Source organism: Stenotrophomonas nematodicola (assembly GCF_009467805.1).
GTDB classification, from domain to species: Bacteria; Pseudomonadota; Gammaproteobacteria; order Xanthomonadales; family Xanthomonadaceae; genus Stenotrophomonas; species Stenotrophomonas nematodicola.
Genome location: NZ_WIAY01000004.1, coordinates 196563 through 212179, shown reverse-complemented (window position 1 = coordinate 212179; position 15617 = coordinate 196563). Strand labels below are relative to the sequence as shown.

The following is a 15617-nucleotide window of genomic DNA, read 5'->3' as shown; positions in this document are numbered from 1 at the left end:
GGGGTTTGCGTTCCAATCCAGGCCCGGAGTTTAAGACACCCATGACCGCCCGTTACGCCGTATTCGGCCAGCCCATCGCCCATTCGCAGTCGCCGCACATCCATGCCGCCTTCGCGCGCCAGGAAGGCATCGCGCTGGACTACCGCGCCATCGAGGCGTCGCCGGCAGGGTTCACCGCCGCGCTGGAGGCATTCGCCGCCGATGGCGGTGTGGGCGCCAACATCACCGCTCCGCTCAAGGAAGCGGCGTTCGCGCTGTGCCAGACCTTCACCTCGCGGGCCAAGCTGGCCGGCTCGGTCAACACGCTGCTGCGCAAGGGCGATTACTGGCACGGCGACACCACCGACGGCGTCGGCCTGGTCCGCGACCTCACCGAACGCCATGAGCTGGACCTGCGCGGCCGCCGCGTGCTGCTGCTCGGTGCCGGCGGCTCGGCGCGCAGCGTGGCGCCGGCCCTGCTCGATGCCGGCATCCGCGAGCTGGTGGTGGTGAACCGCACCACCGAGCGCGCCGACGCGCTGGTCGATGCCATCGGCGAACCGGGGCGCGCGCTGAGCCGCTACTGGGACGACCTGCGCGACCTGGGCGACTTCGAGCTGATCGTCAACGCCACCTCGGCCGGCCGCGACCGCGAGGCGAAGTTCGAGCTGCCGCTGTCGCTGGTCAACAGCATGACCACCGCGGTTGACCTCAATTACGGCGACGCGGCCATCGCCTTCCTGGCCTGGGCGCGTGCGGCGCAGTGCCGCAACACCGTCGATGGCCTGGGCATGCTGGTGGAGCAGGCCGCGGCCAGCTTCCAGCAGTGGCACGAGGTGCGCCCGCAGACCGACGCCGTGTATGCCGAGCTGCGCACCACGCTGGCGCCGCTGGCCGGGCAGGACTGACCGGACATGGATACCGGGATGTTGATGACGATGCTGAGTCTGGTGGGCGTACGCCTGCCGATCCTGATCGCGCTGGGCGTGGCCCTGGTGTGGGTGGTGGACAGCCCGCGCGGCGCGGTCCGCACCGCGGCGCTGTCCGGGCTGGGCATCCTGGCGGCCACCTGCATCCTCGGCATGGTGGTGTCGCTGCTGCCGGTGTGGTGGATACAGCAGAACCAATACGAGAACCTGCAGTCGCTCAGCCTGTGGCTGGGCGTCGCCCACTTCGGCCTGTCGCTGGCCGAGGCATTCGGCCTGGTGCTGGTGGTCTGGGCGATGACCCGCGCCCTGCGCCAGCGCGGCACGGCCGGCTGACCCTGCGTGCGTGGCGCCGCCGGCTGTGCCGGCGTGCGCCGCGTCGCGGAACTGAACCAATGCCGGCCACGGCCATGCCCTGGGCATGAGAAAATACCGGCCGTGATTCAGGCAGGACCCTCCCGGCGTGACCGAAAAAGTTGAAGCCCCGCGCGCGCTGAACGACGAGCTCAAAACCGTCATCCGCGATGCCTACGCCAAGCTGCAGGCCAATACCCCCGGCTTCAGCACCCGGCGTTCGCAGAGCCAGATGATCGGCGTGGTCTCGCGTGCGCTGTCGCACAGCGGCGGCGTTGGCGTGGTCGAAGCGCCCACCGGCGTGGGCAAGTCGCTGGGCTACCTGACCGCCGGCGTGCCGATCGCACTGGCCACGAAGAAGAAGCTGGTGATCAGCACCGGCACCGTGGCGCTGCAGTCGCAGCTGTTCGAGCGCGACATTCCCAATTTCCTCAAGGCCACAGGCATTGAAGCCACCGTGGCGCTGGCCAAGGGACGCACCCGCTACCTGTGCACGCGCAACGCCGCTGAGGCGCATGGCGATGGCGCGCAGGAAGGCATGTTCGAGGACGAGCAGCCGCTGTTCGATCGCCCGCTGGCACCGATCGAGATGGATCTGGCGCAGTCGCTGAGCAAGGCCTTCCTCGAAGGTCGCTGGAACGGTGACCTGGACAACGCGCCGGAATCGATCAGCAACACCCTGCGCTCGCGCATCACCACGCCGGCGTCGGGCTGTGCCGGGCGCAAGTGCGCGTACTCGGCGCAGTGCGCGGTGCTGCGCTCGCGCAACACGGTGCGTGAGGCGCAGATCGTGGTCACCAATCACGCGCTGCTGCTGTCGGCGCTGTCGATCGGCGACAGCGACAACGGCCAGCCGCTGATCGCCCCGCCCGGCGACATGCTGCTGGTGCTCGACGAAGGCCATCACATCGGCAATGTCGCCATCGATCAGGGCGCGGCCAGCCTGGCGATGGACGAGATGGCCAAGCGCACCGGCCGGCTGCAGATCGTGATCGCGGCGGCCTACCGCGCCGTGGACAAGGACAAGCTGGGCAATCTGCTGCCCAACGAAGCGATCGAGGTGGCGGCGCGCGTCAGCAAGCAGCTCAAGGCCTTCCGCGATGTGGTCGGACGCAGCTGGCAACCTGATCCGTCGGCGCAGGAGCCGATGTGGCGTGCCCCGAACGGACGCCTGCCGGACATCTGGATGGCCGACATCGAGGCGCTCGCCGACGACACCCGCGCGCTGTTCAACTGGGCCCATGCCGCGCATGCGCAGGTGGCCAAGGGCAAGCCAGAGGATGCCGCGCGCGAGCGCCTGCAGCGCACGCTGGGCATGGCGTTGGAAATGATCGAGCAGCAGCACAACCTGTGGGCGGCTTGGCGCCGCGAGGACAAGGACGGCCAGCCACCGACCGCACGCTGGGTCACGCTGTCGCGCGACGGCGACCTGATCCTGCACGGCTCGCCGGTGTCGGCGGCCAACGTACTGCGCAAGCTGCTGTGGGACGAGGTGGATTCGGTGGTGATGACCTCCGCTACCCTCACCGGCGGTGGCGACTTCCAGGCGCTGGCGATCGACAACGGCATCCCCGCCGAGGCGGAGATGGTGTCGCTGGCCTCGCCATTCGACCTGCCCAACCAGGCCGAGCTGATCGTGCCGGCATTCCCGGTGACGCCCGACGACCGCGAGCGCCACCCCAAAGAGGTGGCCAAATACCTGGTCAGCGAACTGGATTGGGGCAAGGGCAGCATCGTGCTGTTCACCTCGCGCTGGAAGATGGAGAAGGTCGCCGAGCTGATGCCGGCCGCCGAGCGCAAGCGGGTGCTGGTGCAGGGCGAAAGCGCCAAGCAGAAGATGATCGATGAGCACCTGCGGCGCACGGCGGCGGGCGAGGGTTCGGTGCTGTTCGGCCTGAACTCGTTCGGCGAAGGCCTGGATCTGCCCGGCGAGGCGTGCACCACCGTGGTGATCACCCAGGTACCGTTCGCGGTGCCGACCGACCCGCAGACCTCCACGCTCGGCGAGTGGTTCGAAAGCCGCGGGCTGAACGCCTTCAACCTGATCGCCATCCCCCACGCGCTGCGCACGTTGACCCAGTTCGCCGGCCGCCTGATCCGTACCTCGACCGACACCGGCCGCGTGATCATCCTCGACTCGCGGCTGCTGACCCGTCGATACGGCAAGCGCATCATCGACGCGCTGCCGCCGTTCAAGCGGGTGATCGGGTAACACGCGGCGCTTCGCGCGCACCGGTCCGGCGGCGCAGGCAAGGCGGCGAGCGTCGCGCGGGCGGGGGTCAGGGCCGGGCGGACCTTCTCGACGCAGCCGGGCTCAGTCCTCCAGCTTCGCCAGATCCCGCACCGCGCCCTTGTCGGCACTGGTGGCCAGCAGCGCATACGCCTTCAGCGCGCCGGTGACCTTGCGCGGGCGCGCCTCGCGCGGTTTCCAGCCCAGCGCGTCCTGTTCGGCGCGGCGTGCCGCCAGCGTGGCGTCATCCACCCGCAGATCGATGCGCCGTGCGGGGATGTCGATGCGGATGCGGTCGCCGTCGCGGACCAGGCCGATGGTGCCGCCCGAGGCTGCTTCCGGTGAGGCATGCCCGATGGACAGGCCCGAGGTGCCGCCGGAGAAGCGGCCGTCGGTGAGCAGGGCGCACTGCTTGCCCAGCCCCTTGGATTTCAGGTAGCTGGTCGGGTACAGCATCTCCTGCATGCCCGGGCCACCGCGTGGGCCTTCGTAGCGGATCACCACCACGTCGCCGGCCATCACTTCATCGGCGAGGATGCCGCGCACGGCGTCGTCCTGGCTTTCGAACACGCGCGCGGTGCCTTCGAACACGTGGATGGATTCATCCACGCCGGCGGTCTTCACCACGCAGCCATCCACGGCCAGGTTGCCGCGCAGCACCGCCAGCCCGCCTTCGGCGGAGTAGGCATTGGCGACATCGCGGATGCAGCCTTCGGCACGGTCCACGTCCAGTGTCGGCCAGCGCGTGGCCTGGCTGAAGGCGACCTGGGTCGGGATGCCGGCGGGACCGGCGCGGAAGAAGTCGTGGACCGTCGCATCGTCGCTCACGGCGACATCCCAGCGTGCGATCGCCTCGGCCAGCGTGCGGCTGTGTACGGTGGGTACGTCGGTATGCAGCAGTCCGCCGCGGGCGAGTTCGCCGAGGATGCCGTACACGCCGCCGGCGCGATGCACGTCTTCCATGTGGTACTTCGGCGTGTTCGGCGCGACCTTGCACAGCTGCGGCACGCGCCGCGACAGCGCATCGATGGCATGCAGATCGAAGTCCACCTCCGCCTCCTGCGCTGCGGCCAGCAGATGCAGGATGGTGTTGGTCGAGCCGCCCATCGCGATGTCCAGCGTCATCGCGTTCTCGAACGCGGCACGCGTGGCGATGCCGCGCGGCAGCGCGCGCGCATCCTCGCCGCCGTACCAGCGGTGGCACAGTTCCACGATCAGGCGCCCGGCGCGGCGGAACAGCTGCTCGCGGTCGGCATGCGTGGCCAGGGTCGAGCCGTTGCCCGGCAGCGACAGGCCCAGCGCTTCGGTCAGGCAGTTCATCGAGTTGGCGGTGAACATGCCCGAGCACGAGCCGCAGGTGGGGCAGGCGCTGCGCTCGTACTCGGCCACCTTCTCGTCGCTGGCGCTTTCATCGGCTGCGATCACCATCGCATCCACCAGGTCCAGCTTGTGCTCGGACAGCCGCGTCTTGCCGGCTTCCATCGGCCCGCCGGAGACGAACACCACCGGGATGTCCAGGCGCAGCGCGGCCATCAGCATGCCGGGGGTGATCTTGTCGCAGTTGGAGATGCACACCAGCGCATCGGCGCAGTGCGCGTTGACCATGTACTCCACCGAGTCGGCGATGATCTCGCGGCTGGGCAGCGAGTACAGCATGCCGTCGTGGCCCATCGCGATGCCATCGTCCACCGCGATCGTATTGAACTCCTTGGCCACGCCGCCTACCTGCTCGATCTCGCGCGCCACCAGCTGGCCGAGATCCTTCAGGTGGACGTGCCCGGGCACGAACTGGGTGAACGAGTTGGCGATGGCGATGATCGGCTTGTGGAAGTCGCCATCGGTCATGCCGGTGGCGCGCCACAGGGCGCGGGCCCCGGCCATGTTGCGGCCGGCGGTGGACGTGCGGGAGCGGTATTCAGGCATGGGGGCTGGCAGGATCTGGCGGGCGGTGGGGGCGCGTTTCGCCTCGATTCTGCCCAAAAATTGCGGTTGCGTTTGCAACCACCTGCCCCCGGCAGGCGACCGCTCCGATAGGCTGCATCCTGAAATGCCGTTCATCTTTTCGGCTTTGCCGATTTCGGTTGTTCGCGGCGATGAGGCATCATGGAGCGGATAACCGCACGAGGGGGCATGACGCCATGAAACGTTCCAGGACCACCGCGCTGCTGCTGATGAGCGCCGCGCCGCTGCTGTTCACCGCCTGCCAGAAGGACGAGGCCGTCCAGGTGCAGGAAGGGTTGTACACCTCGGTGCAGGCCTGCACCGACGCCACCGGCGACCCGTCCAGCTGCCGCGCGGCTTTTGCCGAGGCACAGAAGCAGTCGGCCGACGCCGCGCCGAAGTACGCCTCGCGCGAGGCCTGCGAGGCCGACTACAACGCCGAGCAGTGCGTGGAACAGAAGACCTCGACCGGCCACTCGTTCATCGGCCCGATGATGATGGGCTTCTTCATGTCGCAGATGCTCAGCAACCGCGGCGCCGGTCTGGCGCAGCAGCCCTCGGCGGCCCCGGCCTACCAGGACAAGGCCAAGGGCTGGGCGCGTCCGGCCCCGGGCGGCAGCGGCGGGCTGAATACCGCCAGCGGCATCGGTGCCGGCAAGGCGGGCCTGGCCCCGGTCAGCGCCACCCCGAACCGCGCGGTGACCGCCAGCCGTGGCGGCTTCGGCAGCACCAGCAGCAACCGCAGCAGCGTCGGCGGCTGATCGATGCAGCGCGTCCGTATTGCCGAGCGCAGCCAATGGCGCGCCCGGGCCGAGGAGTCGGGGTTCGCCTTCCACACCATCGATGGCCTGCCGTACTGGGATGAGAGCGCGTACTACGCCTTCACCCTGCGCCAGATCGAGCAGGACATCGAAGACCCCAGCGCCGAGCTGCATGCGATGGCGATGGACCTGGTCGAGGACGTGGTGGGCAGCCAGCAGTTGATGGAACAGCTGGCGATCCCGCCGGCGTTCCGCGACTGGATCGCCGACAGCTGGCGTCGGCGCGAGCCGCACCTGTACGGTCGGCTCGACTTCGCGTACGACGGCACCGGTCCGGCCAAGCTCTACGAGCTCAATTACGACACCCCGACCTCGCTGTTCGAGGCGTCGTTCTTCCAGTGGCAATGGCTGGAAGACCAGCGCAACCAGAACCGTCTGCCGCCGCACGCCGATCAGTTCAACGCCATCCACGAGGCGCTGGTCGAGCGCTTCGCCGCGCTGTCGGCGCAGCTGCCGCCGCCGCTGTACTTCAGTGCCGTGGGTGCCTCGGTCGAAGACCAGGGCACGGTGGCCTACCTGCGCGACTGTGCGGCCCAGGCCGGGCTGCGTGGCGAGTCCATCGCGATCGAGGACATCGGCCTGTCCGAGGACGGCCGCTTCACCGCGCTGGACGACACGGTGATCGGCAGCCTGTTCAAGCTGTACCCGCTGGAAGACCTGATGACCGAATCGTTCGGCCAGGCGCTGCCCGGCTCGGGCGTGCAGCTGCTGGAACCGGCGTGGAAGGCGATCCTCAGCAACAAGGGCGTGCTGCCGTTGCTGTGGGAGCGCCATCGCGGCCACCCCAACCTGCTGGCCGCCGACTTCGACGACGGCAGCGCACTGCCGGCCGGCTGGGTGCGCAAGCCGCTGTTCTCGCGCGAAGGCGCCAACGTGGCCATGCACCTGGCCGATGGCAGCTGGCAGGAAAGCGAAGGCCCGTACACCGGCCCGGCGATCCGCCAGGCCGCCCATCCGCTCACTGCGTTCGAGGGTGGCTATCCGCTGGTTGGCAGCTGGATCGTGGGCGACCAGGCCTGTGGCATGGGCATCCGCGAAGACAACAGCCGCATCACCCGCGACAGCGCCCGCTTCGTCCCGCACGCGATCATCGACGAAGCGCCAACCCGCATCTTCGTCTGATGGCGGTGGCGCGCAACCGCAGCCTGCGCCCCGGGCCAGTGGCGGGGCGCCACCTGGACGACGGGCATGGCTTGTGGCGCTACGCCGACCGCATCGCCGTGCGCTGCCACCGGTGTGCCGCGCCCGGCTGGGTGGTCAGGGGATCCAGGACGGCCGGCTTCCGCTGCCTGTCCTGCAGTCTGGTGCTCGAAGAAGGAAACGCCTGCGGCTGCGGCTGCTGTGGCGCCGGGACGTGGGTGGGGCCGGTGCGCTACAGCGGGCGGCGGCCCTGCGGCTACTGCGGGCACCAATGGCTGCACGCGCAGGCGCATCGCGCGGTGGCCTCCCCGCCCCTGGAGGCGCTTCCGGTTGCCTGCGCCCAATGCGGGCGCAGCAGCGATGTCAGTGTGAGCGTGCAGCCGGTGCGCGATGCCGAATCGAATGACCCGTACTTCGGCATGCCGCTGCTGCTGGTCGAGCGCACCCGCGCCGGGCTGCTCTGGGCCTACAACCAGGCGCATCTGCAGGCGTTGCACGACTATGCCGGTGCCGTGCTGCGCGAGCGCGCCGGTGTCACCAATGGCTCGATGTTCTCGCGCCTGCCGCACTGGATGAAGCTGGCCCGCAACCGCGCGCTGCTGCAGAAAGCCACCGCGCGCCTGATCGCCAAGGCCAACGCCATCCGCTAGGTACCGACCGCCCTAGAGCAACCCGTCGCGCTTGACCGCCAGATACCGCTCCACCAGTGCGCCAGGCAGCGCATCCGCAGTCACATCCAGCACCATCACCCGATGGCTGCGCAGCGCCTCATGCGCTTCATTGCGCTGTTGCAGGTAGCGCGCGATGGCGCCGGCCCGGATGGCGTCCTCCATGCTCTCCACCGGCTCGGCGAGCGCATCATCCAGTTCCCGCTCGCGCAGGCTGGCCACGCACACCAGGTGCTGGCGCTGCAGCAGGCGCACGGCCGCCAGCAGGTCTTCGATGTCTTCATCGCGCACGTTGGTGACCAGCATCACCAGCGAGCGGCGGCGCTGGCGCAGGCTCAGCTCGGTGGCCGCGGCCAGATAGTCGGTCGCTACCGGGCGTGCCTGCAGGTCGTGGCTGGCGCGCAGCAGCGTATCGATCGCGCCCATGCCGCGTTGCGGCGCGACCCAGCGCTGGTCGCCGCCGCTGGCGAGCAGCCCTACGCCGTCGCCCTGGCGCAGCGCCAGGTAGGACACCACCAGCGCCGCGTTGAGGACATGATCGAAGTGCGACAGACCGCCCTCGCTGGCCATCATGCGACGACCGGTATCGATCATCAGCACCATCTGCTGGTTCTTCTCGTCCTGGTACTCGCGCGAGATCAGCTTGCGCGCGCGCGAAGTCGCCTTCCAGTCGATCTGCCGCAGGCTGTCGCCGACGCGGTACTCGCGCATCTGGTGGAAATCGGTGCCTTCACCACGGCGGCGCTTCAGGTGCGCCCCGACCAGTCGCGAGGCCTGTTCGGCGCTGAACAGCGCGAAGCGGGTCAACGGCACAAAGTTGGGGTACACCCTCACCGCCAGCGTTGACGGCAGGGTGCGCCGTTGCCGCCACAGACGCCACGGCGCGTGCACGCGCAGGTGTACGCCGTCGAACAGGAAGCGGCCGCGCGCCGTCGGGGTCAGCGTGTAGTCCACGCTGCTGGCCACCATCGGCTTGAGCGACAACGCGCGCGGCAGGCCCTTCACGGCCCACGCGCCAGGAACCAGATCGAACACGTCCACGCGCTGGCGCAGGCTCGATTCCAGCCGCAGCGTGACGCTGCGGTCCACGTTCAGCGCCAGCGCTTCGGGCAGTGCGCGCTGCACGCTCGGAGAGGGCTGCCGCCACAGGCGCACCAGGTCGATCAGCGCGAGCCCGGCGATGCCGGCGGCGAGCATCCACCAGACGCGCACGGGCCACAGCCCGAACGCGACCGGCAGCCCGCACAGGCCCCAGCCGCACAGCAGTGCCAGCAGCGGCGGGGCCGGCCTCATTTGCGCGGCGCTTCCACCTTGGCCAGCAGCGCGCCCAGCGCGTCGTCGGCGGACTGGCCTTCGATCTGCAGTTCGGGGGCCAGCGCGATGCGGTGGCGCAGGGCGGGCTTGGTGATGTCGCGGACATCATCGGGGGTGACGAAATCGCGACCGGACAGCACTGCCTGTGCACGCGCGGCACGCACCAGCGCGATGCTGCCGCGCGGCCCTGCACCCAGCGCGATGCCCGGCCATTGGCGCGTGGCGGCAACGATGCGCACCGCATAGTCGATCACTTCGGGGTCCACGGTGATCGCTGCGGTGGCCCGCTGCAGTTCCACCACATCGGCCGCGCCGAGCACGCGGGGCACCTGCGACAGATCGAAGTCGCCAGCGCTGCGGCCGGTGGTGATCGCATCGACCATGCGCTTCTCGTCTTCCAGCGCCGGGTAGTCGATGATCACCTTGAGCAGAAAGCGGTCCAGCTGCGCCTCGGGCAGGGGATAGGTGCCCTCCTGCTCCACCGGGTTCTGCGTGGCCAGGGCCAGGAACGGCGGCGACAGCGTGAACGCCTTGCCCTCGATGGTGACCTGGCCTTCCTGCATCACTTCCAGCAGGGCCGACTGGGTCTTTGCCGGCGCGCGGTTGATTTCATCGGCCAGCAGCAGGTTGGTGAACACCGGGCCGCGGCGGATCTTGAAGCTCTCGGTCTTCGGGTCGTACACCGCATGGCCGCTGACGTCGCTGGGCATCAGGTCCGGGGTGAACTGCACGCGTCCGTAATCCAGCTCCAGTGCCTGGGCCAGCGCGCGTACCAGCAGGGTCTTGCCCAGGCCCGGTACGCCTTCGATCAGCACGTGGCCGCCGGCCAGCAACGCGATCAGGATCTGGTCGAGCACGTCGGACTGGCCGATGAACGCGCGGCCGACCGCCTCGCGCACGGCGTCGACGCGGTCGATCAGCGACGTGCCGGACACGGAGGCAGGTGAGGCATCGAGAGACGGTGGCGTGGAAGCGATGGGATCGGTCATAGCAGGTTTCTCATCTGGATCAGCAGGCGGATGCGGTCGCGCAGGCCGGCGACGTCGTGGGCAGCGGGCGGCTGCAGGGCAATGCGGACGCGGTCGTGCGACCACTGCAGCAGGGTGGCGATGGCGTGGATCCGGGCGTCGCCCCCCAGCGCCGCGGCGGTCGGTGCACGTCGGCGCAGGCGGTTGAGGAAGGCCTGCCGCACGGCGTCGTACAGCAGCGGTGCCTTGCCGTAGCGGAGCAGGTGCTCGCCGCTGGCGCGGACATGTTCGAGCAGCGAGCGGCGTTCGACTGCAGGCGAGGGCAGCAGGCTGCCCATGCGTTGCGCGCGCAGCCACAGCCAGCCCAGCAGCGCCAGCAGCAACGGCACCCACACCGGCCAGCCATCATGGAACACGCGCTGCCACAGCGAGGGCGGGCGCGTGCCATATACCAGCCATACCGTGCCCTTGCCGTAGTTGGGCGCGAGCACGTAGCGGGCAAGATCGCGATGGGCCTTGTCGTGGAGGCCGTCCACGCCCGGTGCCGCGCTGTTCTTCATGAAGTTCAGGTCGGCGAGCACATCCACGGTGCCGGCGGCACGGCGCAGCCGGACGAACACGTGGCCGTGCTCCTCATCGCGCCACGCCTGTGCCACCCGGATGCCGGTCGGTGGATCGACGTCGAAGCGTCGGCTGTCGCAGAACTCGACGTGGTTGACATCGTCGGCCACATGGAATGGCGCGCACGCGTTGCGTCGCGACGTCCCGTCGACGCCGAGCATATCCAGCAGCGGGCCATTGTCCGCTGTGTCGTCCGCCGCGTCGTCGGCGGTGAGCGGGGTCGTGCGGACGATCAGGTGACCGCCGCGCTCCACCCAGTCCAGCAGGGCGCGCGCCGTGGTCGGCGGCAGCGCGGCACTGTCCTGCAGCAGCACCACGGTGTCGTGCGGCTGCAGTGCCATCGCCGTCAGGTCCAGTCGCGGTCGCGCATTCGCCTCCAGGCCGTCGGCGCGCAGCGCCTGGCCGAGCACGTACAGCGGGTTGTAGCGGGCTTCGCCCTGCGGCGGCAGCGTCTCCACGCGGGTCACGCGCTCATGCGTGCGCAGGAACAGGATGGTCAGCGGCACTGCCACGACCAGCAGCAGGGCCACCGCCAGCAGCCAGCGCAGACGCGTCCTCATGCCTGCCACCGGAACTGCTCGCGCAGGCTGCCGGCGAGCGCATCGAACTCGGCGTCATCGGGCAGGCGGCCGGCGTACGCCGCGTACTGCCAGACCCGCACGACGCGGGCGAACGCTGTGCGGTCGCCTTCGTCGGGCATGCGTCGGGCCGCGCGCAGGCACTGCGCTTCGGTGGCGCCGGGCGGCAGGCTGACCTGCGCACGCTCGCTCATGCTCTCCACGCTGGCCCGGTACAGCAGCGCCAGGGCCTGGCGCGGCCGTCCCTGCTGCCACAGTGCGCGCGCGCGCGTTGCCACATCCGGCGGCACCACGTCGGGCAGGGTGATCGCGTCCTCCTGCACGGGCGTTGCCTCCTTCTCGCGCCGCCGACGGCCGCTGCCGCGCAGCCACGGCAGCCAGCGTCGTGTAGTCAACAGCAGAATCACCACCAGCACGCCCACGAACGCCCACAGACCCCATTCGGCGATCTGCGCCGACCACTGTGCCGCCGTTTTCGTGCGCGCGCTGCGTTCGGTCGGACGGGCATCCAGTTCCTTCTTCTTCTTCTTTTTGTCCGCAGCGTCGTCGGGAATGCGCCGCCATTCGGTGACGGTGCGGGTCGGATGCTGCAGCGGGTCCTCGTAGGCGCGCTCCACGGCCTGGCGGAAGCCGGCGGTGTCCACCGGATCGTTGCCGAAGATCGATGGTGCGTCGCGCGGCGGGGTCTGCCCGCCCTCACGGCGCTTCTGGATGCGCTCGCGGATCTGCGCCTCCTGTACGTCGGCATCGCCGCCGGTGGTGTCCGTATCGGGCGCGGTGTCGTCGACCGTGTCGGCGGGGGGTGCCTGCTGGGCATGCAGCACGCTGGCCGGCCAGGCAAGCACCAGCGCCAGCATCAGCAGCGGCGCGGCCTGGCGCAGGCGTTCGCGCAGACGTCGGAAGGCGATCTCCACATCCCACGCTTCCATCTCGGTGCGGCGGTTGAGATACAGCCCGAAGCCGGCGCCCACATGGAACGGGCCGATCAGCGTGGCGGCTGCCCAGCACAGCAGGTTGAAGCAGAGTTTCGCCCAGGCTGGCGTGTCTTCACCCACCATCGCCCATGCCGCACGCCACGAATCGGGCAGCTGTTCGAACGGCACCAGCATGAACACCCCGGCGATCGCGCCGACCACCAGAACCACCTCGAACGTCATCGCCACCAGGGTCAGCATCAGGCTGTGGCCGAGCGTGCCATTGAGGATTGCGCGGCGTCGGTCGCGGCGATGCACCGGGTCGGCGCCTTCAAGCAGGTTGACCGGCAGCATCACCGTGCGCATCGGACTCGGCCGGCGCCAGCCCAGGTAACCCCAGAAGCCCTGCCAGCCCCAGTGCCGCTGTGCGCGCAGCGTATCGAGCGTTCCGGGTGTTTCGCCGAACACGCCGCGGGAGATCACGTACAGTGCCACGCGCTCGAACAGGGGCTTGAGCCACCACATCGCCAGCCACGCCAGCGCGAAGGCATCGGCCCACCAGGCCAGGGTGTTGAGCGCCACGAACACCGGCAGCGCCAGCAACAGCCAGGGCGTCCAGATCGCCACGGCATGCCGGCGCACCAACGCCGTGCCCAGTTCCATCGCCTCCCAGCCCGAGCGCGCACGCAGGACCACGTTGAGCTGGTCAATCCGCACGCGCACCTCCGCGTCCGCCACGCCAGAGCCACAGCAGCACCAGCGTCCACAACACCGCGGCCACGCTGTACTTGCCCCAGGCCGGCACGTCGGCGATGGATGACCAGAACGCCTCGATGAAGGCGGCCACGAGCAGCATCGCCGCCACGCCCAGGCAGAGCCGGGCACCGATCACGCCACCCTCGACCAGCGCGTCGATGCGCCGTCGGCGGCCGGGCGCCAGCAGTTTCATGCCCAGCTGCAGACCGGCGCCACCGGCGATGACGATCGCGGTGAGTTCGAACGCGCCGTGGCCGACCACGAAGCGCCAGAAGGGATCACCGTGGCCGACCTGCTGCAGGTGGCCGGCGACCGCGCCGATGGTCAGGCCATTGAACAGCAGCACCAGCAGGGTGCCGACGCCGGCCAGCAGGCCGCTGGCGAAGGTGCGCAGACCGATGCTGATGTTGTTCATGATGTAGTAGCCGAACATCATCCAGTCCGTACCGCTGTCGCGCCCCAGGTGTGGCGATGACGGGTCGTACATGCGCTCCATGCGGGCGATCTCGTCGTTGCCCATCAGCAGATGGATCAGCTCGGGGTGCCATTGCAGCGCCGCGAAGGTGCCCACCAGCGGGATCACGAATACGGCGGTGGCCACCCACATCGCACGGGCCTGGCTGCGTACCAGCTGCGGGAAGTCGGCGAACAGGAATTCCACCGCACGTCGCCAGCGTGGTGCGGGCGTGCGGTAGAGCACGCCGTGGCCCTGCTGCATGAGCGACTGCAGGCGCGCCACCAGCTGCGGGCTGTAGCCGCGCCTGCGCGCCAGTGCCAACTGCTGACAGAGGCGACGGTAGCGCTGCGGCATGTCCGCATCGTCCAGGCCATCAGGGTCGGGGGTACGCCGCGCCCGGCGCGGATCGCGGCCGCGGATCGCCAGCCAGCGCTCCAGCGCCTGCCATTCGGGCTGATACCGGGCGACGAACTGTTCCTGCTTCATCGGCGACCCAGCAGCCAGTTGGCCATCGCATACAGGCGCAGCACGCCCACCTGGCCGTGGCCGCCGCTCAATGGCGTGAGCAGCCCGGCCAGTTCCTGCTGGCGCGGGCCGGGCAGGCGCGGTGCGCGTTCAGCGAAGGCGATCAAGGCAGCCTGTTCGGCCGGCTGCAGCGGCTGCGGCGGCGGCAGCACGCTGTCGATGGCCAGGGTCCCGCCATCTGCCGGCGCGCCGATGTGGATCACCACAGTGCGCGCCACCATGTCGCCCAGCCGCCGGCCATGCGCGTCGAACAGGCATGACAGCAGGCCCAGCGCGTAGCCGAACGGCAGCATGTCCACGGTGCGCAGGAGATTGCGGGTGATGGCGGCCATCCAGCCCACCGGTGCGCCGTCCTGCGCGACCACGCGCAGGCCCATCGCGCGCTTGCCGATGGTCTGGCCCCACAGCGCTTCCTGCACGATGGTGTAGGCCCAGAACATCAAAAACAGCAGCCCGAGGTACAGGCCCTGGCCGAAGTCGCCAAGGAAGGCCAGTGGAACGCTCATCACCGACAACGCGCCGAAGCGGATGGCGAAGTCGATGGCCCAGGCCAGCGCGCGCGGCAACGGGCCGGCGGCCGGCAGGTGCAGCGGCACGCCTTCGGGCGTGATCACTTCACGGTAGGTGTCCAGCATCGGTACGCTCATCGGCGCGCGCACCGGTGGGGCATGGCTCGACAGTGGTGGAAGGCGAAATGCCGGAATCCTCTCCGGTCGGCTGCCTGCACGGGCATGCGGTTCTCGACTGCGTCCTGGTCGGCTGAGGACTTTACCGTGCGCGACCGCCGATGCCCAGCGATGGCCAGGACAGCGAACGCAAGCCGACAGCGTGCGTCGCGATCAGGCCAGATACTTGTCCTTCAACCGCACGTAGTGATCGGCCGAGTAGTGCAGCGCCTCGATCTCTTTGTCGCGCAGCGGGCGTGCCAGGCGGGCCGGATTGCCGAGCCACAGCTCGCCCTCGCCGACCACCTTGCCCGGCCCGAGCACCGCACCGGCACCCAGGAAGCCGTGGGGCTTCACTTCGGCGCCGTCGAGAATGCACGCGCCCATGCCGATGAGGCTGTAGTCGCCGATGGTGCAGGCATGGATGATGGTGCCGTGGCCGACCGTGACACCTTCGCCGATCAGCGTCGGGTAGCCCCCCATGTTGAACGGACTGTGGTGGCTGACATGGATGATCGTGCCGTCCTGGATGTTGCTGCGCGCGCCGATGCGCACGTAATTGACGTCGCCCCGGATCACCGTGCCCGGCCACACCGAGACGTCATCGCCCAGCACGACATCGCCGATCAGGGTGCAGGCCGGGTCGATGTAGCAGCGCTCGCCGAGCACCGGCAGTGTGTCGAGGAAGGGGCGGATCGGGCTCACATGGTCTCCAGGCAATCGCACGCCACGGTGGGTGCATCGGCATGATACCGCGTGG

At 69.4% G+C, this 15617-nt stretch carries 14 protein-coding genes; 6 read left to right on the top strand and 8 right to left on the bottom strand.

What is annotated here, in order from left to right:
- The first annotated feature begins 41 nt into the window (after nucleotides 1-41).
- The 3 genes from aroE (at nucleotide 42) to dinG (ending at nucleotide 3471) form a co-directional block, all read left to right on the top strand.
- Nucleotides 42-887, top strand: a complete 846-nt coding sequence (gene aroE, locus GDJ08_RS13830) for a shikimate dehydrogenase (protein ID WP_017354365.1) — start codon at nucleotides 42-44, stop codon at nucleotides 885-887.
- 6 nt (nucleotides 888-893) lie between these two features.
- Nucleotides 894-1241 (top strand): hypothetical protein, encoded by a 348-nt coding sequence (locus GDJ08_RS13825; protein ID WP_136006025.1) that lies wholly within the window; start codon nucleotides 894-896, stop codon nucleotides 1239-1241.
- Between the two features lie 127 nt (nucleotides 1242-1368).
- Nucleotides 1369-3471 (top strand): ATP-dependent DNA helicase DinG, encoded by a 2103-nt coding sequence (dinG, locus tag GDJ08_RS13820; protein WP_153165083.1) that lies wholly within the window; start codon nucleotides 1369-1371, stop codon nucleotides 3469-3471.
- 102 nt (nucleotides 3472-3573) lie between these two features.
- Here the strand turns inward: dinG and ilvD are convergent, their stop codons facing one another.
- Nucleotides 3574-5412 (bottom strand): dihydroxy-acid dehydratase, encoded by a 1839-nt coding sequence (gene ilvD / locus GDJ08_RS13815; RefSeq protein WP_153165082.1) that lies wholly within the window; start codon nucleotides 5410-5412, stop codon nucleotides 3574-3576.
- A gap of 215 nt (nucleotides 5413-5627) precedes the next feature.
- On the opposite strand from ilvD, the gene GDJ08_RS13810 reads away from it, so the two are divergent.
- Genes GDJ08_RS13810 through GDJ08_RS13800 form a run of 3 tightly spaced genes read left to right on the top strand, consistent with a single transcriptional unit; the run spans nucleotide 5628 to nucleotide 8041 of the window.
- A complete protein-coding gene (locus GDJ08_RS13810; protein WP_017354369.1) occupies nucleotides 5628-6191 on the top strand; it encodes a DUF1190 domain-containing protein in 564 nt (187 codons plus the stop codon).
- Nucleotides 6192-6194: 3 nt separating this feature from the next.
- Nucleotides 6195-7373: a glutathionylspermidine synthase family protein gene (locus GDJ08_RS13805; RefSeq protein ID WP_136006023.1), complete on the top strand. Its 1179-nt coding sequence runs from the start codon at nucleotides 6195-6197 to the stop codon at nucleotides 7371-7373.
- Nucleotides 7373-8041 carry a hypothetical protein gene (locus GDJ08_RS13800; RefSeq protein ID WP_153165081.1) on the top strand — a complete coding sequence of 223 codons (669 nt, stop codon included), beginning with the start codon at nucleotides 7373-7375 and terminating at the stop codon, nucleotides 8039-8041. The genes GDJ08_RS13805 and GDJ08_RS13800 overlap by 1 nt, the downstream gene beginning before the upstream one ends.
- 12 nt (nucleotides 8042-8053) lie before the next feature.
- Here GDJ08_RS13800 and GDJ08_RS13795 read toward each other — a convergent pair whose 3' ends face one another.
- From GDJ08_RS13795 to GDJ08_RS13765, 7 genes are all read right to left on the bottom strand, one after another.
- Nucleotides 8054-9352: a DUF58 domain-containing protein gene (locus tag GDJ08_RS13795; RefSeq protein ID WP_017354372.1), complete on the bottom strand. Its 1299-nt coding sequence runs from the start codon at nucleotides 9350-9352 to the stop codon at nucleotides 8054-8056.
- A complete protein-coding gene (locus GDJ08_RS13790; protein ID WP_051008548.1) occupies nucleotides 9349-10362 on the bottom strand; it encodes an AAA family ATPase in 1014 nt (337 codons plus the stop codon). Before GDJ08_RS13790 ends, GDJ08_RS13795 begins: the two co-directional genes overlap by 4 nt.
- Entirely contained in the window at nucleotides 10359-11522 is a 1164-nt protein-coding gene (locus tag GDJ08_RS13785; RefSeq protein WP_136006018.1) for a DUF4350 domain-containing protein, read from the bottom strand. The genes GDJ08_RS13790 and GDJ08_RS13785 overlap by 4 nt, the downstream gene beginning before the upstream one ends.
- Nucleotides 11519-13171 carry a DUF4129 domain-containing protein gene (locus GDJ08_RS13780; RefSeq protein ID WP_026070487.1) on the bottom strand — a complete coding sequence of 551 codons (1653 nt, stop codon included), beginning with the start codon at nucleotides 13169-13171 and terminating at the stop codon, nucleotides 11519-11521. The genes GDJ08_RS13785 and GDJ08_RS13780 overlap by 4 nt, the downstream gene beginning before the upstream one ends.
- Nucleotides 13161-14153, bottom strand: a complete 993-nt coding sequence (locus GDJ08_RS13775) for a stage II sporulation protein M (RefSeq protein ID WP_136006014.1) — start codon at nucleotides 14151-14153, stop codon at nucleotides 13161-13163. Before GDJ08_RS13775 ends, GDJ08_RS13780 begins: the two co-directional genes overlap by 11 nt.
- Nucleotides 14150-14839, bottom strand: a complete 690-nt coding sequence (locus GDJ08_RS13770; protein WP_017354377.1) for an RDD family protein — start codon at nucleotides 14837-14839, stop codon at nucleotides 14150-14152. The genes GDJ08_RS13775 and GDJ08_RS13770 overlap by 4 nt, the downstream gene beginning before the upstream one ends.
- A gap of 192 nt (nucleotides 14840-15031) precedes the next feature.
- Entirely contained in the window at nucleotides 15032-15562 is a 531-nt protein-coding gene (locus GDJ08_RS13765) for a gamma carbonic anhydrase family protein (protein ID WP_017354378.1), read from the bottom strand.
- Between the last annotated feature and the right edge of the window lie 55 nt (nucleotides 15563-15617).

What these genes read in the sequence shown, in the direction of transcription:
- aroE (WP_017354365.1), top strand. Translation starts at nt 42, where the DNA reads ATGACCGCCCGTTACGCCGTATTCGGCCAGCCCATCGCCCATTCGCAG.
- GDJ08_RS13825 (WP_136006025.1), top strand. Translation starts at nt 894, where the DNA reads ATGGATACCGGGATGTTGATGACGATGCTGAGTCTGGTGGGCGTACGC.
- ilvD (WP_153165082.1), bottom strand. Translation starts at nt 5,412, where the DNA reads ATGCCTGAATACCGCTCCCGCACGTCCACCGCCGGCCGCAACATGGCC.
- GDJ08_RS13810 (WP_017354369.1), top strand. Translation starts at nt 5,628, where the DNA reads ATGAAACGTTCCAGGACCACCGCGCTGCTGCTGATGAGCGCCGCGCCG.
- GDJ08_RS13805 (WP_136006023.1), top strand. Translation starts at nt 6,195, where the DNA reads ATGCAGCGCGTCCGTATTGCCGAGCGCAGCCAATGGCGCGCCCGGGCC.
- GDJ08_RS13800 (WP_153165081.1), top strand. Translation starts at nt 7,373, where the DNA reads ATGGCGGTGGCGCGCAACCGCAGCCTGCGCCCCGGGCCAGTGGCGGGG.
- GDJ08_RS13795 (WP_017354372.1), bottom strand. Translation starts at nt 9,352, where the DNA reads ATGAGGCCGGCCCCGCCGCTGCTGGCACTGCTGTGCGGCTGGGGCCTG.
- GDJ08_RS13790 (WP_051008548.1), bottom strand. Translation starts at nt 10,362, where the DNA reads ATGACCGATCCCATCGCTTCCACGCCACCGTCTCTCGATGCCTCACCT.
- GDJ08_RS13785 (WP_136006018.1), bottom strand. Translation starts at nt 11,522, where the DNA reads ATGAGGACGCGTCTGCGCTGGCTGCTGGCGGTGGCCCTGCTGCTGGTC.
- GDJ08_RS13775 (WP_136006014.1), bottom strand. Translation starts at nt 14,153, where the DNA reads ATGAAGCAGGAACAGTTCGTCGCCCGGTATCAGCCCGAATGGCAGGCG.
- GDJ08_RS13770 (WP_017354377.1), bottom strand. Translation starts at nt 14,839, where the DNA reads ATGAGCGTACCGATGCTGGACACCTACCGTGAAGTGATCACGCCCGAA.